The organism is Streptomyces sp. NPDC050439 (assembly GCF_040655335.1).
Classification (GTDB): Bacteria; Actinomycetota; Actinomycetes; order Streptomycetales; family Streptomycetaceae; genus Streptomyces.
This window is the reverse complement of record NZ_JBFAJT010000014.1, coordinates 76,999-94,665: the sequence shown is the minus strand read 5'-3', so window position 1 is coordinate 94,665 and position 17,667 is coordinate 76,999. Positions and strand designations below refer to the sequence as shown.

23 protein-coding genes are annotated in these 17,667 nt (G+C 68.9%); 18 read left to right on the top strand and 5 right to left on the bottom strand.

Going from position 1 to position 17,667, the window contains the following annotated elements:
- The first annotated feature begins 165 nt into the window (after positions 1–165).
- The 8 genes from AB0I66_RS40910 to AB0I66_RS40875 all read left to right on the top strand — a co-directional run bounded on the left by AB0I66_RS40910 (position 166) and on the right by AB0I66_RS40875 (position 5,393).
- On the top strand, positions 166–1,032 hold the full coding sequence (locus AB0I66_RS40910; RefSeq protein ID WP_363213167.1) for an alpha/beta fold hydrolase: 867 nt from the start codon (positions 166–168) through the stop codon (positions 1,030–1,032).
- A complete protein-coding gene (locus AB0I66_RS40905) occupies positions 1,032–1,286 on the top strand; it encodes a MoaD/ThiS family protein (RefSeq protein ID WP_160505846.1) in 255 nt (84 codons plus the stop codon). The genes AB0I66_RS40910 and AB0I66_RS40905 overlap by 1 nt, the downstream gene beginning before the upstream one ends.
- Positions 1,287–1,294: 8 nt before the next feature.
- Complete coding sequence (locus tag AB0I66_RS40900) at positions 1,295–2,527, top strand: hypothetical protein (RefSeq protein WP_363213166.1); 1,233 nt, start codon at positions 1,295–1,297, stop codon at positions 2,525–2,527.
- A 111-nt stretch (positions 2,528–2,638) separates the two neighbouring features.
- On the top strand, positions 2,639–3,388 hold the full coding sequence (locus AB0I66_RS40895) for a DUF2993 domain-containing protein (RefSeq protein WP_363213165.1): 750 nt from the start codon (positions 2,639–2,641) through the stop codon (positions 3,386–3,388).
- 250 nt (positions 3,389–3,638) lie between these two features.
- Entirely contained in the window at positions 3,639–3,719 is an 81-nt protein-coding gene (locus AB0I66_RS40890; protein WP_351007875.1) for a putative leader peptide, read from the top strand.
- 158 nt (positions 3,720–3,877) lie between these two features.
- Positions 3,878–4,723: a sulfurtransferase gene (locus AB0I66_RS40885; protein ID WP_363213164.1), complete on the top strand. Its 846-nt coding sequence runs from the start codon at positions 3,878–3,880 to the stop codon at positions 4,721–4,723.
- A gap of 30 nt (positions 4,724–4,753) precedes the next feature.
- Positions 4,754–5,041: a DUF1416 domain-containing protein gene (locus AB0I66_RS40880; protein ID WP_160505842.1), complete on the top strand. Its 288-nt coding sequence runs from the start codon at positions 4,754–4,756 to the stop codon at positions 5,039–5,041.
- 91 nt (positions 5,042–5,132) lie between these two features.
- Positions 5,133–5,393 carry a DUF3099 domain-containing protein gene (locus tag AB0I66_RS40875; RefSeq protein WP_190083710.1) on the top strand — a complete coding sequence of 87 codons (261 nt, stop codon included), beginning with the start codon at positions 5,133–5,135 and terminating at the stop codon, positions 5,391–5,393.
- Positions 5,394–5,434: 41 nt separating this feature from the next.
- On the opposite strand, the gene AB0I66_RS40870 is transcribed toward AB0I66_RS40875, so the two are convergent.
- Complete coding sequence (locus tag AB0I66_RS40870; RefSeq protein ID WP_363213163.1) at positions 5,435–5,797, bottom strand: DsrE family protein; 363 nt, start codon at positions 5,795–5,797, stop codon at positions 5,435–5,437.
- Positions 5,798–6,080: 283 nt separating this feature from the next.
- On the opposite strand from AB0I66_RS40870, the gene AB0I66_RS40865 reads away from it, so the two are divergent.
- From AB0I66_RS40865 to AB0I66_RS40855, 3 genes are read left to right on the top strand one after another with little or no spacing between them, the layout of a single operon-like run.
- Positions 6,081–6,653 carry an FABP family protein gene (locus AB0I66_RS40865; RefSeq protein WP_363213162.1) on the top strand — a complete coding sequence of 191 codons (573 nt, stop codon included), beginning with the start codon at positions 6,081–6,083 and terminating at the stop codon, positions 6,651–6,653.
- Between the two features lie 31 nt (positions 6,654–6,684).
- On the top strand, positions 6,685–7,134 hold the full coding sequence (locus AB0I66_RS40860) for a transcriptional repressor (RefSeq protein ID WP_363213161.1): 450 nt from the start codon (positions 6,685–6,687) through the stop codon (positions 7,132–7,134).
- Positions 7,135–7,168: 34 nt separating this feature from the next.
- Positions 7,169–8,134 (top strand): folate-binding protein, encoded by a 966-nt coding sequence (locus tag AB0I66_RS40855; RefSeq protein ID WP_363213160.1) that lies wholly within the window; start codon positions 7,169–7,171, stop codon positions 8,132–8,134.
- Positions 8,135–8,328: 194 nt separating this feature from the next.
- Here AB0I66_RS40855 and dtd read toward each other — a convergent pair whose 3' ends face one another.
- Entirely contained in the window at positions 8,329–8,766 is a 438-nt protein-coding gene (dtd, locus tag AB0I66_RS40850; protein ID WP_363213159.1) for a D-aminoacyl-tRNA deacylase, read from the bottom strand.
- A 189-nt stretch (positions 8,767–8,955) separates the two neighbouring features.
- Between dtd and AB0I66_RS40845 the strand changes: the two genes are divergently transcribed.
- Both AB0I66_RS40845 and AB0I66_RS40840 read left to right on the top strand, forming a co-directional pair.
- Positions 8,956–9,606: a hypothetical protein gene (locus tag AB0I66_RS40845; RefSeq protein WP_363213158.1), complete on the top strand. Its 651-nt coding sequence runs from the start codon at positions 8,956–8,958 to the stop codon at positions 9,604–9,606.
- A 61-nt stretch (positions 9,607–9,667) separates the two neighbouring features.
- Complete coding sequence (locus tag AB0I66_RS40840) at positions 9,668–10,645, top strand: asparaginase (RefSeq protein ID WP_363213157.1); 978 nt, start codon at positions 9,668–9,670, stop codon at positions 10,643–10,645.
- Positions 10,646–10,738: 93 nt separating this feature from the next.
- On the opposite strand, the gene AB0I66_RS40835 is transcribed toward AB0I66_RS40840, so the two are convergent.
- On the bottom strand, positions 10,739–10,924 hold the full coding sequence (locus AB0I66_RS40835; protein WP_363213156.1) for a hypothetical protein: 186 nt from the start codon (positions 10,922–10,924) through the stop codon (positions 10,739–10,741).
- Positions 10,925–11,131: 207 nt separating this feature from the next.
- Here AB0I66_RS40835 and AB0I66_RS40830 point away from each other — a divergent pair, with 207 nt between their 5' ends.
- On the top strand, positions 11,132–12,043 hold the full coding sequence (locus AB0I66_RS40830) for a GntR family transcriptional regulator (protein ID WP_363213155.1): 912 nt from the start codon (positions 11,132–11,134) through the stop codon (positions 12,041–12,043).
- 16 nt (positions 12,044–12,059) lie between these two features.
- Here the strand turns inward: AB0I66_RS40830 and AB0I66_RS40825 are convergent, their stop codons facing one another.
- Complete coding sequence (locus AB0I66_RS40825; protein WP_363213154.1) at positions 12,060–12,248, bottom strand: hypothetical protein; 189 nt, start codon at positions 12,246–12,248, stop codon at positions 12,060–12,062.
- 125 nt (positions 12,249–12,373) lie between these two features.
- Between AB0I66_RS40825 and AB0I66_RS40820 the strand changes: the two genes are divergently transcribed.
- On the top strand, positions 12,374–13,270 hold the full coding sequence (locus AB0I66_RS40820; protein WP_363213220.1) for a winged helix-turn-helix domain-containing protein: 897 nt from the start codon (positions 12,374–12,376) through the stop codon (positions 13,268–13,270).
- 29 nt (positions 13,271–13,299) lie between these two features.
- Entirely contained in the window at positions 13,300–14,007 is a 708-nt protein-coding gene (locus AB0I66_RS40815) for an HAD family hydrolase (protein ID WP_363213153.1), read from the top strand.
- 4 nt (positions 14,008–14,011) lie between these two features.
- Here the strand turns inward: AB0I66_RS40815 and AB0I66_RS40810 are convergent, their stop codons facing one another.
- Positions 14,012–14,194, bottom strand: a complete 183-nt coding sequence (locus AB0I66_RS40810) for a hypothetical protein (protein WP_363213152.1) — start codon at positions 14,192–14,194, stop codon at positions 14,012–14,014.
- Positions 14,195–14,378: 184 nt separating this feature from the next.
- On the opposite strand from AB0I66_RS40810, the gene AB0I66_RS40805 reads away from it, so the two are divergent.
- Together AB0I66_RS40805 and AB0I66_RS40800 are read left to right on the top strand one after the other, a co-directional pair.
- Positions 14,379–15,257, top strand: a complete 879-nt coding sequence (locus tag AB0I66_RS40805) for a winged helix-turn-helix domain-containing protein (RefSeq protein ID WP_363213151.1) — start codon at positions 14,379–14,381, stop codon at positions 15,255–15,257.
- Between the two features lie 336 nt (positions 15,258–15,593).
- Entirely contained in the window at positions 15,594–17,666 is a 2,073-nt protein-coding gene (locus AB0I66_RS40800) for an aminoglycoside phosphotransferase family protein (protein ID WP_363213219.1), read from the top strand.
- Position 17,667 lies beyond the last annotated feature (1 nt).

Below are 17,667 nucleotides of genomic sequence, written 5' to 3'. Positions count from 1 at the left end.
CGAGGACGTTTACGGCACTGCTTCGTACTGTTACTACCTGGTACTGCCGTGATTCCGGGGCCCGCGCCCTGGGCCCTGGCGCGCTGTGGATCACCACGCGTCTGAAAGCACGAAAGGACCCGGGGGCTTCGCTGCCCGGATCCTCTGCCAAGGAGAATAGCCCACATGAGTTCCGGTCCGGCAGGTCAAGTCGCGCGATCTTCTGTGCCACCGATCACTCACGTTCAGCGGAGCGCAACGCTCCGTACACGGGACGGAGTCGCGATCGACGCCCTGTACGAGCCCGGTCCGGACCCCGGGACGGACCTCGCGATCGTGATCGCGCACGGCTTCACGGGAGATCTGGACCGGCCGCACGTGCGCCGTGCCGCGAAGGTCTTCGCCAAGGCCGCGGCCGTGATCACGTTCTCCTTCCGGGGCCACGGGGCGTCCGGCGGCCTCTCCACGGTCGGCGACCGCGAGGTGCTCGATCTGGCGGCCGCGGTCGAGTGGGCGCGGTCCATCGGCCACACGCGCGTGGTGACCGTGGGTTTCTCGATGGGCGGTTCCGTGGTGCTCCGGCACGCGGCCCTCGCCGGGACCGCGCACGGGGGGCGCACGGAAGCGCGGGTTGACGCGGTCGTCGCGGTGAGTGCTCCGGCCCGCTGGTTCTACCGGGGGACGGCGCCGATGCGGCGGCTGCACTGGGTGGTGACGCGGCCCGTGGGGCGTGTGGTGGGCCGGCTGGGCCTGCGCACACGAATCCACCCGCACGAGTGGGACCCCGTCCCGCTCTCCCCGGTGGAATCCGTCCCGCTGATCGCGCCCACGCCGCTGCTGATCGTGCACGGAGACCGCGACCCGTACTTCCCCGTCGACCACCCCCGGATGCTGGCCGCCGCCGCCCGCGGCGGGGCGGAACTGTGGCTGGAGACGGGCATGGGGCACGCGGAGAACGCGGCGGACGACGTCCTGCTCGGTCGGATCGCCGGGTGGGCCACGGCATCATGGACGTCGGCAACCGCCGAAGGAGCCGAAGGAGAGGAGCTGTGATGGTGAACGGCACCATTCGTTACTGGGCCGCGGCCAAAGCAGCCGCAGGTGTCGCGGAGGAGCCGTACGCCGCGACGACGCTGGCCGAGGCGCTGGACGCGGCACGCGAGCGACACCCCGGTGAGCTGGTCCGTGTACTGCGGCGATGCTCGTTCCTCATCGACGGCGACCCCGTGGGTACCCGTGGGCATGAGACGGTACGGCTGGCCGAGGGCGGCACGGTCGAGGTGCTCCCGCCGTTCGCAGGAGGGTGAGCAGCGACATGAGCGATCCGCGTTACGACGGGTACGGGGAGCATCAGTACGGGGACCAGCAGTACGGGGACCAGGACCCGTACCGGCAGGAGTACCCGCCTGCACCCGAGCAGCAGCAGGCCTACTCTCCCGAGCAGCAGTACGCCCAGCAGCAGTACCAGCAACAGCAGTACGCGCAGCAGCAGTACGCGCAGCAGCAGCATCAGCACCAGTACCCGCAGCCTCAGCAGCAGCCGTACTCCCAGGACGCGTACACCCAGCAGTGGGAGGGGCAGACCTGGGACACCCAGATCCAGCCCTCACCCGCGGTGGACGTGACGGAGACGGCCTATCTGCCGCCGCAGGGGTACGGGCAGCCGCAGCAACCGCAGCCGCACCCCCAGCAGCCCCAGCCGCCGGTCGCCGCAGCGGCAGCGGCAGCGGACGAGGCGGCCGAAGCCGACCCCGCCACCTACGGCCCCGCCACCACCACCGGCAACCCCCGCGTCACCGACGCCCAGCGCGCCCGCGCCGAAGGGCGGTCGCCGATCATAGAGCCGGGCATCCAGCCCGCCGCGCTGACCGCGGTCCTCGGGCTGCTGCTCGCCGGTACGGCCGCCGTCGGGCAGTACGCACTCCTCGTACCGCTCATCCTGCTGCAGGCCGTCACCGCCGCCGGATGGTTCCGGCTCAACGGGATGTGGCCCGCCCGGCAGGGCATCGCGCTCGCCTTCCTGGGCGGCGTCGTCGCCGACATCGCCCTCCTCGTCACCGGCAAGGAGAACGCGCCCGCCGCGATCCTCGGCACCCTCGGCGTATGGGTGCTGCTCGTCCTGGTGCTCCAGCTGCGCAGCCGCGCCTCCGCCGACGAGCGGATGGCCGGCCTGATGGCGACCGTCGCGTCCGCCGCGCTCGCGATCATCGCGACCGGGCACCTCGCGGCGTCGGACGACGCCGTGACGGTGGGCGGCATCGCCGTCGCGGTCGCCGTGATCGCCCGCGCGCTGCCCCTGCCGACGCCCGCTTCCGTCGTCGTCGCGCTGCTCGCCGCCGCTGGCGCCGGTATCGCCGTCGGCGGCATGACGGACTTCGGCAGCAAGGGCGCGCTGCTCGGCCTCGGCGCCGGTGTCTGCGCGCTGATCGGCCACCGGGTCGCCAGCTACGACTACCCGTCGCGCTTCGTGCACATGACGGCGGGTGTCGCGCTGCCGCTCGCCGCCGCCGCCCCGGCCGTCTACCTCCTGGGCAGGGCCATCGGCTGATCGTCACAGCTGATCGACAGGTCCCCGGCCGGGCACTGTGGCCGGGGACCTGTCCTTTAGGCTCGCGGCAACGACAGCCAAGCGGGGGTACAAGGTGGGGGAACACCGGACATGAAGCGCTCCGTACGAATACTTCTGATCGTCCTCGTGATCCTGGGGGGTCTCTTCGTCGGCGCCGACCGCCTCGCGGTGGGTTTCGCGGAGGACGAGGCGGCGGAGAAGCTGCGTACCAGCGAGGGGCTCAGCGAGACGCCCGACGTCTCCATCAAGGGCTTTCCCTTCCTGACCCAGGTCGCGGGCGGCACGCTCGACGACGTCGAGATCGGCATCAAGGACTACGACGCAGCCTCCGGCTCCGACAAGATCCGCATCGCCGACCTGAACGCCCGGATGCAGGGCGTCGAGTTCTCCGGCGACTACAGCTCGGCCACCGCCGACAAGGCCACGGGCACCGCCCACATCTCGTACGACGAGCTGCTCAAGCAGGCCCAGGGCGAGCCGGTCGAGCTGCCGCTCGGCGCCACCGGCAAGGTGGTCGGGCTCTCGGACGGCGGCGGCAACAAGATCAAGGTCGAGGTCGAGGTGAGCAAGGGCGGCGCGAAGCTGCCCAAGCCGGTGCACGTGCTGAGCTCGGTGACGGTCGACGGGGACACGATCAAGGTGAACGCCGACGAGATCCCGAAGAAGTTCGAGGTCATGGGCGTCTCGATCCCGCTCCCCGAGGGCATGGTCCGGGACGTGACCGACTTCGAGGAGAAGGTCAGCGGGCTGCCGGGCGGCATCAAGATCGACGGGGTGGAGCCGGCGCAGGACGGCGTGGACATCTCGGTCAAGGGCACGAACGTGAAGCTCGCGGGCTGAGGCCCGCGGCGGCCGCCCTGACGGCCGCCCTGACGGCCGCCAGGATCGGCCGCCAAGAGCGGCCGTTCCGCAGTGCGAGACGAAGCCGTCCGCGCGATGGATGCGACAGGAGCGAACACCGCTCCCCGCCCCCGCGCGGGCGGCTTTTCCGTTGGTCGCATCCACCACGCATCCCACATCGTGGATGATCCCGTCTCACCATCCGACACCCCGGTGACACGGCCGCCCTCGCGTCCTTACGATCGGACGCATGCAGCGACAGGCGGACCTCACGAAGCGGCGGGCAGTAGACCTGTGCCGCGTCGCCGCCATGCTCTGTCGCACCTTCTGAGCGGGAGCTCCGACTCCCGTATCCCCCGGCCCGTTGACACCGTCAGGGCCACCCCGTGCCGCGTACGCCGCGCTACAGCGCAGTCACCGCACGTACCCGTCACGAACCCCTCGTACAGCACCAAAGCCCCGCCGTAACTGCCCCGGAGGAGAAGAAGTATGAGCCGCAGCGACGTCCTGGTAGACGCCGACTGGGTCGAGGCCCACATCGACGACCCGAAGGTCGCCATCGTGGAGGTCGACGAAGACACCTCCGCGTACGACAAGAACCACATCAAGAACGCGATCCGCATCGACTGGACCGACGACCTCCAGGACCCGGTCCGCCGCGACTTCGTCGACCAGGAGGGCTTCGAGAAGCTCCTCTCGGCCAAGGGCATCGCGAACGACACCACCGTCGTCCTCTACGGCGGCAACAACAACTGGTTCGCGTCCTACGCCTTCTGGTACTTCAAGCTCTACGGCCACCAGGACGTGAAGCTCCTCGACGGCGGCCGCAAGAAGTGGGAGCTCGACTCCCGCGACCTGGTCGACGGCTCCGAGGTCCCCAGCCGCCCCGCCACGTCCTACAAGGCCAAGCCGCAGGACGCCTCGATCCGCGCCTTCCGCGACGACGTCGTCAACGCGATCGGCTCGCAGAACCTGGTCGACGTGCGCTCGCCCGACGAGTTCAGCGGCAAGCTGCTCGCCCCGGCGCACCTGCCCCAGGAGCAGTCGCAGCGTCCGGGCCACGTCCCGTCCGCGCGCAACATCCCGTGGTCGAAGAACGCCAACGACGACGGCACCTTCAAGTCGGACGACGAGCTCAAGGCCCTCTACGAGGACGAGCAGGTCGACCTGGCCAAGGACACCATCGCGTACTGCCGCATCGGTGAGCGTTCGGCCCTGACCTGGTTCGTCCTGCACGAGCTGCTCGGCCAGACCAACGTCAAGAACTACGACGGCTCCTGGACCGAGTACGGCTCCCTCGTCGGCGTGCCGATCGAGCTCGGCGCCAACAAGTAACCCACCAGGCCTGAAGGACGGAATCGAAATATGTGTGGAGCGAAGGCCGGCGGCCCCGACGCCTCGACCATCAAGCCCGGCGAGACCACCATCCAGGGCCAGGTGACCCGCGACGGCGAGCCCGTCAGCGGCTACGTGCGCCTGCTCGACTCGACCGGCGAGTTCACCGCCGAGGTCCCCACCTCGGCCACCGGCCAGTTCCGCTTCTACGCGGCCGAGGGCACGTGGACGCTGCGCGCCCTCATCCCGGGCGGCACGGCGGACCGCACGGTGGTGGCCCAGACGGGCGGCCTCGCCGAGGTGGCGATCGCAGTCTGACGGCAGCGGATCACTGACGGCCGGAGGGCCGCACCCCAGGGGGTTGGACGCCACCGGGTCGGGGTGCGGCCCTCCGGCTTACGCTGGACGTATGTACGCGCGAAGGCGGCACGCCTACTTCGCCATGATGGGGACGTGCATCGCCCTCTTCGTCCTGGCGTGGGGCGTCGTGAGGCTCTGGTCCATCCCCGTCGCCGTCGGGATGTGTGTCGTGGCGATGGTGATCCCGCCGGTCGCCGCGATGGTGGCGAACCGGCGCGGCGCCGATGACCGCTGGTGGGACGACCCGTCGGGGGACTCGAAGTCCGACGAGTGGTGGGACGAGCTGGACGGAAAGCGGCGCCGTCAGTGACCGGCGCCGTCAGTGACCGGCGCCGTCAGTGACCGGCGCCGTCAGTAGACGAGCGCCTGGGTGCCGTCCGTCATGGCTTCCTGGACGAATACCTGGGCGCCCGCGATCCGTACTCCGTCGAGCACGTCCTTCTCGGTGATGTCGCGGCGCGCCGCGCACTGTGTGCAGAGCGTGATGCCGCCCGCGGCCAGGATCGAGTCGATCAGGTCGGGGAGCGGTGCCGCGTGCGGCAGTTCGAACTCCGCCGCGCGGCCCGGCAGCGCGAACCACGCGGATTCGCCGGTCAGCCAGAGGGAGACCTCGACGCCGCTGGCCACGGCCACCGCCGCCACCGTGAAGGCCTGCGAGCAGCGCTCGGGGGCGTCGGCCCCGGCGGTCACCTTGATCACGAGCTTCTTCGCCATGCCCGCATCGTATGGCCATCCGCGTGCTCGCCCCGCGGTCACCCGTAAGGCCACCTAGCAGCGAGCGGCGGGCCGCGCACGACTACAGTGGGACCGGCTCTGATACCTGCCCCGATAGCTCACCGAGGAGCACCCCGTGCTTGAGGCCTTCTTCTCCGCCCTGCTGGTTCTGGTCTGCGTCGGCGTTCTCGCGTTCGCCGGTCTGACCGTGAAGAAGCTGTACCAGGGTCAGCGCTGAGTCCCGTACGCCCCGTACGCCACCTAGAGATCGTCTGAGCTTCCCATGATCGAGATTCCGTCCGACCTGCACCCCGACCTCGTGCCCCTCGTTTGGCTCCTCGGCAACTGGGCCGGCGCGGGCGTCACCGACTTCCCCGGCGCCGAGAAGGCGAATTTCGGCCAGGAAGTGTCCTTCTCCCATGACGGGCGAGACTTCATCGAGTACCACTCGCACACGTGGGTGCTCGACGCCGAGGGCAACAAGGTGAAGCCGCTGGAGTCCGAGTCGGGCTTCTGGCGCATCGACAAGGACCGCAAGGTCGAGACCGTGATGGTGCGCGACGACGGCGTCGTCGAGGTCTGGTACGGCGAGCTCGCCGACCAGAAGCCGCAGATCGACCTGGTCACCGACGCGGTCGCCCGCACGGCGGCCTCCGGCCCGTACACCGGCGGCAAGCGCCTCTACGGGTATGTGAAGGGCGACCTGATGTGGGTGGGCGAGAAGCAGACCCCCGAGGTGCCGCTGCGTCCGTACATGTCGGCGCAGCTGAAGAAGGTCGTCACGCCCGAGGACGTCGCCGAGATGGCCAGGGGTCTGGGCGATCTGCCGGACGACGGCATCGCCTTCTTCAAGTAGGCCGCGGCTCCGGCTGGCCTAGACTGCCTGTGTGGCGAGCACCGATTCCGACTGGAAGAGCGACCTGCGACAGCGCGGCTACCGTCTGACGCCGCAGCGCCAGCTGGTCCTCGAAGCCGTCGACACCCTTGAGCACGCGACCCCCGACGACATCCTCTCCGAAGTGCGGAAGACGGCGTCGGGGGTCAACATCTCCACCGTGTACCGGACCCTGGAGCTCCTGGAGGAGCTGGGGCTCGTCAGCCACGCGCATCTGGGGCACGGGGCGCCGACGTACCACCTCGCGGACCGTCACCACCATCTGCACCTGGTGTGCCGGGACTGCACGAACGTCATCGAGGCGGATGTCTCGGTGGCCGCGGAGTTCACCGCGAAACTGCGGGAGACCTTCGGTTTCGACACGGACCTGAAGCACTTCGCGATCTTCGGGCGCTGCGAGAACTGCTCCGGCGCGAAGCCCGAGGGCTCGGGCAAGGAATAAGTACGCGTACCGGCAGGTCGTAGTGTGGGTGAACATGAAGAGCCCCCTCCTGTCCCTGCCCGGCGCCGTCCCCGCCGAGGGCGTGGACGAAGGCGTCGCCGCCCACTACGGCGACCTGTTCCGCGAGCAGCGCGCCCTCGCCGACGGCGCCGGTCTCGTCGACCTCTCGCACCGCGGTGTCGTCACCGTCTCCGGGCCCGACCGGCTGAGCTGGCTGCATCTGCTGCTCACCCAGCATGTGACGGAGCTGCCCGTCGGCCAGGCCACCGAGGCGCTGATCCTCTCCGCGAACGGCCACATCGAGCACGCCCTCTATCTCGTGGACGACGGCGAGACGGTGTGGGCGCATGTGGAGCCCGGCACGCAGGACGCCCTTGTCGCGTATCTGGAGAGCATGAAGTTCTTCAACCGGGTCGAAGTCGCCGACCGTACGGACGAGTTCGCCGTCGTGTATCTGCCGGCCGGTTCGATCGCCCCGGTCCCGGACGGTGTCGTCGTACGCGAGACGCCGCACGGCCGGGACCTCTTCCTGCCGCGTGCGTCCCTTGAGTCGTACGCCGAGGAGAACGGCCCCGCGATCGGCATCCTCGCCTACGAGGCGCTGCGCGTGGAGGCGCACCGGCCGCGGCTCGGCTTCGAGACGGACCACCGCACGATCCCGCACGAGCTGGGCTGGATCGGTACGGCGGTGCATCTGCAGAAGGGCTGCTACCGCGGCCAGGAGACGGTCGCCCGTGTCCAGAACCTGGGCAAGCCCCCGCGCCGTCTGGTCTTCCTGCACCTGGACGGCAGCGAGGTCCATCTTCCGGTGGCCGGTACGGAGCTGCGTCTGGCCTCGGAGGGCGAGGAGGGCCGCAAGCTCGGCTTCGTCACGACGGCGGTACGCCACCACGAGCTGGGCCCGATCGCGCTCGCCCTGGTCAAGCGGAACGTGCCGCTGGACGCGGCACTGAGCGCGGGCGGCACGGCGGCGGCCCAGGAGGTAGTGGTCGAGCCGTAGCCTGGGCGGCCGGCCTTGAGCGGTGGGCTGGTTGCCCTGCGGGCTGCGGGCTGCGTTCTGCCGTCGTTCGGCGACGGGGCTATGCGCCGCTTCGCGGCGAATCTTTCCCACCCACCCACCCACCCGGTTAGCCCGGGGTGCCGGGTGGGTGGGCGGGAAAAGACCGTCGCGAAGCGGCGGTTCAGTTCGGCCCGTCACATCTCGAGCAGCACCGTGAACGGGCCGTCGTTCGTCAGTGACACCCGCATCTGTGCGCCGAAGCGCCCCGTCGCCACCGTCGCGCCCAGTGAACGCAGTTGGGCGACGACCTCGTCGACGAGGGGCTCGGCCACATCGCCGGGTGCGGCGGCGTTCCAGGTGGGCCTGCGGCCCTTCCTCGCGTCGCCGTACAGCGTGAACTGGCTGATGACCAGGAGCGGCGCGTCGATGTCCGAGCAGGACTTCTCGTCGGCGAGCATGCGAACGGACCACAGTTTGCGGGCCAGTTGGGCCGCCTTCTCCTTGGTGTCCTCGTGGGTCACGCCCACCAGGACGCACAGCCCCTCGCCGTTGATCTCGCCGACCGTCTCGGGGCCGTTCTCGCCCTCGACGACGACGCTCGCCCCGTCCACCCTCTGCACCACAGCACGCATACGGCCCATCATGCCTGCTCGGGCGCCTGCTCCGAACGGCCGTGACGCGCCGCCGGATGCGCCGCCATGGGGGTTCCTGAACCCCCCATCTGGGGCCGATTGGGGGCACTCGCTCACATAGCGGCCACCGGGGGTGGCACCATGCTCACACGCGGTGTACCGCGCCGGTCGAGGGGACGGTAGAGCCACATGAGCACACCAAGTACGGGACAGCCGCCCGGATCTGTGTCGCTGACCCGCATGGGCGTCGCGCGACGTACGAACGTGGCGCGCCCGCCCGCGCAGCGCACGGGCAGTGCGGTCACAGGCAGTGCGGTCACAGGCAGTGCGGTGCTGTCCGAGCAGCCCGTGCACGACCTCGCCGCGCTGCTCCTGCGCGAGCTGCGGGAGCTGCGCAGGGACGCGCAGCAGAGCGAGGCGGACCTGAGCTATGTCCGGCGCCTGCTGCAGGGCCGGATCGACATTCTGCGGGCCGAGGTGGCGCGCCGTAAGGACCCGGCGGCGCCGCAGCCGGAGGGGCCGCTCGTGCACCGGCTCTCGGAGATCCTGACGGACGGGCCCGCCCGGCACCGCTCGTCGGCCCGGCATGTGACGCTCGGCACGCCGCACAGCGTGGAGGTCGGCCTCCTGGCGACGGAGATGCTCGCCGAGGTCGAGCTCTCCGACCTGGACGCCCGCACGGACGACGAGCTGCACACGGCCATGGGGCGCCTCGTCCGCTACGAGCAGCAGGTTTCCCGGCGCCGCCAGCAGCTGCAGCGCACGGCGGACGATTGCAGCGCGGAGATCGCCCGCAGGTACCGTGAAGGGGAAGCACAAGTAGACGACCTGCTCGCGTGACCCGGTGATCCCGGCCTCCGCGGGCGGCCCGTGACGCCACCCCCGCCCCGGAAGGCCGAAGATGACCTCCACGTCCGCCGAGTCCGCCGCCACCCCTGTCATATCCCCGGTCCTCGCCGAGGTCGTACGTTCGGGCTTCGTCGAGGGCCGTCACAGGGGAAGTCTGGTGCTGCTCGCGGCGGACGGCAGTGTGGAGCTCGCGATGGGGGACGTGACGGCACCCGTCTTCCCGAGGTCGGCGAACAAGCCGATGCAGGCGGCCGCGGTGCTGCGGGCGGGGCTCGACCTGGCGGGCGAGCGCCTCGCGCTGACCGCGGCGAGCCACTCCGGGGAGATGTTCCACCGGGACCTCGTCCAGAAGATGCTGGCCGAGTACGGCCTGACGGCGGCGGACCTGCAGTGCCCGCCGGATCTCCCGCTCGACGCGGTCGAGGCCGAGACATATCTGGCAGCGGGTGCCGTTCGTGACCGGGTAACGATGAACTGCTCCGGGAAGCACGCGTCGATGCTGGCGGTGTGCGAGCTCAACGGCTGGCCCACCGATTCCTACCTCGACCCGCGGCACCCCCTCCAGCAGCTGATCCTCCAGGTGGTCGAGGAAGCGGCGGGGGAGCGGGTGGCGGCCGTCGGCACGGACGGCTGCGGCGCGCCCCTCATGGCGATCTCCCTGACCGGCCTCGCCCGCGCCTTCCGCCACTTCGTCCTCGCCCCCGAGGGCTCGGCGGAGCGCCGGGTCGCGGACGCGATGCGGGCCCACCCGGAGTACGTGGCCGGCACGCGTCGCCCCGACACGTGGCTCATGCGGGAGATCCCGGGCGTCCTCTCCAAGATGGGCGCCGAGGCGGTCCAGGCGTTCGCGCTGCCGGACGGCCGTGCGCTGGCCTTCAAGGTGGACGACGGCGGGCTCCGGGCGCTTGGCCCCGTCCTGGCCCGCGCGTTGCGCCTGGCGGGCGTACAGGAGGACGTACTCACCCGGGTCGGGCGCGCGCCCCTGCTGGGTGGCGCGGCCGAGGTGGGGGAGATCCGGGCGGCGTTCTAGCCCGGGTTGCTTGCTTGTTTGTTTGCTGGCTGCGCTGATGGCTGACCGGGCTCCCGGCTCCCCTCCGGATGGGGGCCCGGCCAACCAGCTCTGTCAGCCCGACTGGGCGAGCAGCAGGACGAGGAGCGCAGCCCCGACGCCGCTGATTTTGGTGCTCTTGGCCTTGATGCCCACGGTCAGCAGGACGAAGGCGACGATGCCCAACGGTCCGTACTTCCACTGGATGAGCTGCTCGAATCCGATGGCGAGGGCGGCGATGACGATGGCGATGAGCGGCATGACGTTCCCCCTTTCGGGACGGGGCATGCAAACCCCGTCCCATCCGGTCGGTGGCCATCCGGTGGCGGACTACTGGCGGCCAACCCCTTGGGGTTCCTGCCAGGTTGCCTAAGTTGGCTACCAACTTCATCTGAGTTATCTCCGCGATGGCTCGATTCATAACCACCTTCCGAGCAACTCCCCAAAGATGGCGCGAAGTTGTACTGTTTGGTTGTGAGCCCGGAACCTGCACCCGTCAACGGGATGAAGAGGCCACCTAGGTCGCACCACGAGGTGGCCGACGAACTGCGCGACCGGATCAGGTCCGGTGCGCTGCGGCCGGGCCAGCGCATGCCGACGCAGGCCGAGCTCGCCGACGAGTTCGGCGTCGAGCGCGGCGCGATACGCGAGGCGCTGCGCACCCTGCAGAGCGAGAAACTCCTGGCGAACGTGTCCAAGGGGAGCCCGGCCACGGTCGCGGTCACCTCCAAGCAGACACTGGCCGGCCCCGGGGGCGTGCAGCCGCAGCCCACCATGGTCGGTCTCGCCCCGCGCATCGCTGCGGCGTTCGAGGCACCCCACGTGGAGATCGACGCGCTCTGTCTGACCTCCATCTCGCTCACCATGGCGATCGGGGAACCCCTCCGGCAGATTCACGCCGGACAGCGGAAACCGGCCAAGGTCGATGTCCGGGTGCTGCTGCCGAGCCGCAACATCGACCTCGCCTTTCCGGCGCCGGTGGACAGCGGGGACGACGAGGGCGGCCAGGTGCACAGGCGCTGGCTCGACCAGCGGAACGCGCAGGGTCAGGTCCTGCGGCACAACCTGCGTGCTCTGCGGGCCTCGCACGGCATCGACGTACAGGTCTCGTTCCGCGCGCTGCCGTTCACGCCGCCGGTGAAGCTGTATCTGCTCAACGGCTCAGAGGCGCTCTTCGCGTACTACACGCTGACCAAACAGAGCGAAGAGATCGACCACGAGTACCTGGAGATGTACGACGCCCAGGGCGCGCAGTCGATGCTCTTCCCCTTCCACCAGGGTGACGGCCTGCGGGACACGACGTTCGTGGAACAGTCCCATCTCTGGTTCAACGCGCTGTGGAGCACGATCAGCCAGGACCTGGAACTGGCGCGCGGCTAGCTGTGCTGACCTGAAGCTAGAGGGCGGGGCCGGTCATCGTCAGCGCGAGGACGACGGCTCCGATGGAGCTGCAGGTGGGGCTCTTCGCCTTGATTCCGACGGTCAGGAGCAGGAGCCCGATGATGCCCACGGGCCCGTACCGCCACTGCACGAACTGCTCGAAGACGACGACGGACGCTGCTGCGAGGAGGGCGAGGACGGCCATGATGGTTCCCCCTTCTGCCATCTCGAATGAGTTGGCAACCAACTTCACTTAAGTTGTCCCCACTTGGTCCCACAACATAAACAACTTCGAGACAACTGCCCTGAGATGGCGCGGAGTTGTATCGTCTGGTCGTGACCCAGGAGAACGTTGCAGTGAACGGCAGCAGAAAACTCACTCCCCAGGACATCGCAGACACCCTCCGCGACCGCATCCGCACCGGCGACCTCAAACCGGGCGACCGCCTCCCCACGCAAGCGGTGCTCGCGGAGGAGTTCGGCGTGGAACGCGGGACGGTGCGGCAGGCGCTGAGGACACTGCAGGACGACGGACTACTGGCCAACGTGAGCAAGGGCAGCCCGCCACGGATCGCGGCGGAACCACCGGGACCGACGTCGTCGGCGGGCTCGGAGCCGCAAGCCTCGATGGTGGGTCTGGCGCCAAGACTGGCCGAGGCGTTCTCGGAGCCGCAGGTGCAGATAGACGTCGTCTCGTACACGGCGGAGACGCTGATCCTGGCGCTCGGTGACCCGCTGCGGCGCATCCACGAGGGACTCATCCGCCCCGCATCGATCAACGTCCGCATCCTGCTGCCCAGCAGCGACATCGACCTGGCTTTCCCCAGACCGGTGAACGGCCAGGGCGACGTGGACGGCAGGGTCCACCAGCGCTGGCTGGCCCTGCGCAACACCCAGGGGCAGGTCCTGCGCCACAACTTGCGCGCGCTGCGGGCCTCGCACGGCATCGACGTGGACGTCTCGTTCCGCGCGCTGCCGTTCACGCCGCCGGTGAAGCTGTACCTCCTGAACCAGCGGGAGGCGCTCCTGGCCTACTACACGATCGAGCGCAGCATGCTGGACTTCGGCAGCGCGGAGATGGAGGCGTTCGACGTGTCCGGACTGAAGTCGCCCCTGTTCTCCTTCGACAGGAACGCGGCCCCGCGGGACGCCGCGTTCGTCGACGAGTCCCAGAAATGGTTCGACGCGCTCTGGGCAACCATCGCGACGGAGCTGACACTCTCTTAGTGACTCCTGATACGACGCAGACTGAGTGGATGGCAGAAGAGACCGAAAAACTGCGGGAACTGATCGAACGAGCCCGCTACGTACTCTTCGACTTCGACGGCCCCATCTGCCGGCTGTTCGCCGGTCACTCGGCGGAGCGGATCGCGCGTGATCAGGTCCGCTGGCTGGAGGCGAGGGGACTGCACGGGCTGCTGACCGAGGAGGAGCGTGAGCAGCCCGACCCGCACGCCGTCCTGCGGGCGGTCGACCGCAGGCACCCCGGCAGCGACCTGGTGGCCGAGCTGGAGGAACGGCTCACGCATCAGGAGCTGACGGCGGTCGCCTCGGCGTGGCCGACCCAATACGCGGACCCGCTCATCATGACGTGGCACGCGAGCGGCTCCCGACTGGCGATCACCACGAACAACTCACCGCGGGCGGTGATCCGTTACCTCGAAGGGCGCGGCCTGAGCCAGTGCTTCGCCCCGCACATCTACGGCCGCACCCAGGACCTCCACCTCCTCAAGCCCCACCCGCACTGCCTCAACCGCGCCCTGAACGCGATGGGCGCCGAGCCCGCGGCGGCACTGATGATCGGCGACACCCCCACGGACCACCAGGCGGCGCGGGTGGCGGGAGTGGGCTTCTTGGGCTACGCGCGTAACGAGCGCAAGGCGAAGCTGCTGAAGGAGGCGGGCGCGGCTTGTGTGGTGAGTTCGCTGGAGCCGGTGTTGAGGGTGTTGCGAGGTCAGGCGTGAGCCATCAGGCCTGAGCCATCAGGAGCAAGAAGATCACTGCCGAGACCGACAGACAGGTCTTGTCCTGCGGCTTCAGGCCGATGCCGAGCAGTACCAGGGCGAGGAGCCCCAGGCTGCCGTAGTGGGACTGGAGCAGCTGTTCCATGCCGAAGCCGATCACGGCCGAGAGCAGTTGGTAGAAGATCACGGGTCCCCACCCCTCTTCGCTCGCCGGGCCAAGCCGGCAAAGCGATCAACTTTCCGTCCAATTGGACTGGTTGACATGAGATTGGTTTGCCCGGACCGATTGATCGCTTAACCAACTCCCGTACGGAGCCTCCAATTTGACTGGAAGCGGTTTGTTCGGCACCCGGCAGAGGTACGTTCGCCCTGTGGTCGGTGAGCGGACCGGTGAGGGTGGCGGCAGCGAGTTCCAGCGTGTCTCGGACGCGCTGCACTCCCGGTTGGCCGACGGGACGTACTCGCTGAACAGCCTGTTTCCCACGCAGCGCGAGCTAGCCGCCGAGTTTGACGTCTCCAGAGACACGATCCAGCGGGTGATTAGGGAACTCACCAGCGAGGGCCTCGTCCGGTCCAAGCAGGGGAGTGGGACACGGGTCGTCAAGGCGCAGATGGCCCACATGAGTGCTGGAGGGCAGCGGGGGAGTGGCGTCGGCCGGGTCTCCCTCGGCCCGATCATCGGGGCGGCCTTCGAAGCCGCCGAGGTCACACTGGACGTCTACACCCTCACCTCTGAATCGCTGGACGCCCACATCCGCGTACAGGCGGAACGTATACGTATCCAGGAGATCGCCCCGGAACGCATAGCCGTCCGCATCCTGCTGCCCTCCGAAGACCTCGACCTCCCGTACCCCCGCGCCAAGGACGACCCGGACGACCCGCGTCCGCAGCAGCGACTGCGTGACATCACGCGGAGGCACACGGCCTCACTGCGCAACGCGCTGCGGGACCTGCACACCGAGGGGCTGGTGGCGGAGGTGAGCGTGGAGGTGCGGCACGTGCCGCTGACGCCCGCCTTCAAGCTCTACCTGCTCAATGGTTCCGAGGCCCTGCACGGCCCGTACCAGGTGATCGAGCGACGCATTCAGCTCGACGACGGTGAGGAGATCGACGCGCTTGACGTGCTGGGTCTCGGGTCGGCCCTCACGCACTACGTGCGGGACGACGAACCGGAGTCCCAGGGGTCCCTCTTCGTGGACAGCATGCAGGCCTGGTTCGAATCCTGCTGGACGCTCCTCGCGAATGCCTGAACGACGGAACGTGAACCAGGCGTTTCTCGAACGATGTGGCTCTGGGAGTAGCACTTATCTGGCACTTACCTCAATCGGAGGCCCATACGTCGCCGGCACCCCCTGGCGCCACTATGCTCGCATCACTTTCGCCATCCTCGCGTGACTATTCAGGAGCGGCCCGGCATGTCAGCTCTGCCCAGTTCCCCGTTGCTGGAGCACGCGGAGGAGGCAGGCGCGGACGAAGCCGATGACGCCGACGATCCGTATGCCCGGTTCGTCGATCATGCGCTGCGGCACGGGGATGTGAGCGGGGGCCACCACAACCAGAACTACGTGCTTCCGCTGACGGCATCCATGGCCGACCTGGTCGGCCGCGAAGCCGGGCAGCACGTCACCGTGCGGCTCAGGAAGGCAGACGCACTGCCGGTCGTCATCCGGACCTGGCAGGACGAGTCGGAGATCCTGCGCGCGATCAAAGGCGTGCTGCCGCATGTGCCGGAGTGCCTGGCCAAACGCGATGGCTCAGCGGTGCACAGCTATGTGGAGGGCGTGCCCTTTTCCAGCATCTGCCAGAACGGCAAGCCGGTCGACTCGCTGCTGATCAAGGCGCTGGCGACACTGCTCGCGCAGATGACCCAGGTCCGCCGGGAAGCATTGCCCCTTCTGCCGGAGAGCTGGCCCCGCACCGAGAGAGGCAGCAGATCTTTCTTGCGGATGCTCGCGCATCTTGCGGAGCGCCAAATCCGTCAGCCCAATTGGGCTGAATTTGGCGGCCTGTTCGCGGCCCTGGGTATTCCTGGAGACGCCCTGCTCAGGCTGGCGGAACGCGTGCCCAACATGACACGCCGCCCCTACAGCCTGCTCCACACGGACCTGCACCGCGACAACGTGATTTTCTCCTACACCGGTACTCCACCGTTGATCTGCGTGGACTGGGAACTCGCGACCTACGGCGACCCTCTGCACGACCTGGCCACCCATCTGGTGCGCATGAAGTACCCGGATGATCAGTGGGGCGAGGTGATCGGCGCCTGGGAAGAGGAGATGGAGCGCCAGAGACCCGCGGCCGTGAACGGGCTGTCCCGGGACCTGGAACACTACGTCGCTTTTGAGTACGCCCAGTCCGTCTACCCGGACGTCATGCGCGCCGCCAAGTCACTGGGGGCTTCGCCCGACCAGAAGAGCTTTGACGCAGCGACCCACTCGGTGCGCAAGGCATTGGAAGCCGCGGCTGTTCCGCTGCAGCTGCCGGGAGTGCCGGACACGGACGAGATCCAGCGGGTCCTCTTCCGTTGGTGGGCGTCCCGGTTCGGTGGACGGGCCGAGGGGCCCCGGCGGCTGACACCGATCGACTGGGAGCCGAGCCAGCGAGTGCCGGAGCACCCTGCTTTTCCCCGGTCCGCGGTGCTCGAAGCGCTGATCGCCGAGGGCGCTGCCCCGGCCTCACGGGTCTTCAAGGGCACCGCGCACCTCAACACCGTGGTCAGGGTGGACGGGGTCGAGTTCCCGGTCGTGGTGCGGCGAAAGCTGAGTTCCGCCGAACGTCGCGAGCGCAGCATTCTGAGTGAACACGCGGTGCTGAGGGCCATCGAGGAATCGGGCGAGCCGGTGCGGGCGCCCCGCGTGTTGGCCCTGGGAACCAGTCACTTGAAGGACCAGTTCGCGATTCATTCCTATGAGGGGGCCGGCGTCGGAGACCTGCGGCCGGATCACCCCGTGGACGGGTTGCTCCCCGCAGAGGCCGACCATCTGGTCGATCAGCTGAGTGCGCTGGCCCGCATCGGCACCCAACAGTTGGACCCCACACGCGGCAGGTCGGAGTTCTACGAGTGGCTTTGCGAAGAACTGGCGCGGTTGGTCATGGATTTGCCCGTGGAGTCGCAGAAGCTGGCCAGGGAGCTCGGGCTGCCGGACGGTTACCGATTGTGGGAGCTCTTGAGCCGTCACCGGCTGACACCGCGACGCCCGTCCTTGCTGCACGGGGATCTCAACCCCTGGAACCTTGTACGCCGGGACGATGAAAGCGGACCGCTCACCGTCATCGACTGGGAGATGGCGAGGATCGGTGACCCGTTGTACGACCTCGTCCGCCACATGCATCTCACCCCGACGCGCCCCGAGATCAGACAGCGCATGTTCGTCCGCTGGGCCAGCCGCCTGCCCGACGAGTGCACGGTGGGATGGCAGGAGGAGTGGACGGTGTACCGCTGGATCGAGGTGGTCAGGTCCGCTTATGTGGACCTGGACCGATTGGTCACCAGGGCCGATCTGGACGCCCCCAACGTGCAACGTGCCGTGGACTCGTACGCGATGACTCTGGCCGCGGCGAAGGCAATCTTGGGGCTCCGTCCCAGCCCGACGGCCAATCCCTATCTTGCCCGGGCGCTCCCGCACGGTCAGCATGGGGGGCTGAGGGCGACGCCGTAGA

What these genes read in the sequence shown, in the direction of transcription:
- AB0I66_RS40910 (WP_363213167.1), top strand. Translation starts at nt 166, where the DNA reads ATGAGTTCCGGTCCGGCAGGTCAAGTCGCGCGATCTTCTGTGCCACCG.
- AB0I66_RS40905 (WP_160505846.1), top strand. Translation starts at nt 1,032, where the DNA reads ATGGTGAACGGCACCATTCGTTACTGGGCCGCGGCCAAAGCAGCCGCA.
- AB0I66_RS40900 (WP_363213166.1), top strand. Translation starts at nt 1,295, where the DNA reads ATGAGCGATCCGCGTTACGACGGGTACGGGGAGCATCAGTACGGGGAC.
- AB0I66_RS40895 (WP_363213165.1), top strand. Translation starts at nt 2,639, where the DNA reads ATGAAGCGCTCCGTACGAATACTTCTGATCGTCCTCGTGATCCTGGGG.
- AB0I66_RS40890 (WP_351007875.1), top strand. Translation starts at nt 3,639, where the DNA reads ATGCAGCGACAGGCGGACCTCACGAAGCGGCGGGCAGTAGACCTGTGC.
- AB0I66_RS40885 (WP_363213164.1), top strand. Translation starts at nt 3,878, where the DNA reads ATGAGCCGCAGCGACGTCCTGGTAGACGCCGACTGGGTCGAGGCCCAC.
- AB0I66_RS40880 (WP_160505842.1), top strand. Translation starts at nt 4,754, where the DNA reads ATGTGTGGAGCGAAGGCCGGCGGCCCCGACGCCTCGACCATCAAGCCC.
- AB0I66_RS40875 (WP_190083710.1), top strand. Translation starts at nt 5,133, where the DNA reads ATGTACGCGCGAAGGCGGCACGCCTACTTCGCCATGATGGGGACGTGC.
- AB0I66_RS40870 (WP_363213163.1), bottom strand. Translation starts at nt 5,797, where the DNA reads ATGGCGAAGAAGCTCGTGATCAAGGTGACCGCCGGGGCCGACGCCCCC.
- AB0I66_RS40865 (WP_363213162.1), top strand. Translation starts at nt 6,081, where the DNA reads ATGATCGAGATTCCGTCCGACCTGCACCCCGACCTCGTGCCCCTCGTT.
- AB0I66_RS40855 (WP_363213160.1), top strand. Translation starts at nt 7,169, where the DNA reads ATGAAGAGCCCCCTCCTGTCCCTGCCCGGCGCCGTCCCCGCCGAGGGC.
- dtd (WP_363213159.1), bottom strand. Translation starts at nt 8,766, where the DNA reads ATGCGTGCTGTGGTGCAGAGGGTGGACGGGGCGAGCGTCGTCGTCGAG.
- AB0I66_RS40845 (WP_363213158.1), top strand. Translation starts at nt 8,956, where the DNA reads ATGAGCACACCAAGTACGGGACAGCCGCCCGGATCTGTGTCGCTGACC.
- AB0I66_RS40840 (WP_363213157.1), top strand. Translation starts at nt 9,668, where the DNA reads ATGACCTCCACGTCCGCCGAGTCCGCCGCCACCCCTGTCATATCCCCG.
- AB0I66_RS40835 (WP_363213156.1), bottom strand. Translation starts at nt 10,924, where the DNA reads ATGCCGCTCATCGCCATCGTCATCGCCGCCCTCGCCATCGGATTCGAG.
- AB0I66_RS40825 (WP_363213154.1), bottom strand. Translation starts at nt 12,248, where the DNA reads ATGGCCGTCCTCGCCCTCCTCGCAGCAGCGTCCGTCGTCGTCTTCGAG.
- AB0I66_RS40815 (WP_363213153.1), top strand. Translation starts at nt 13,300, where the DNA reads ATGGCAGAAGAGACCGAAAAACTGCGGGAACTGATCGAACGAGCCCGC.
- AB0I66_RS40800 (WP_363213219.1), top strand. Translation starts at nt 15,594, where the DNA reads ATGGCCGACCTGGTCGGCCGCGAAGCCGGGCAGCACGTCACCGTGCGG.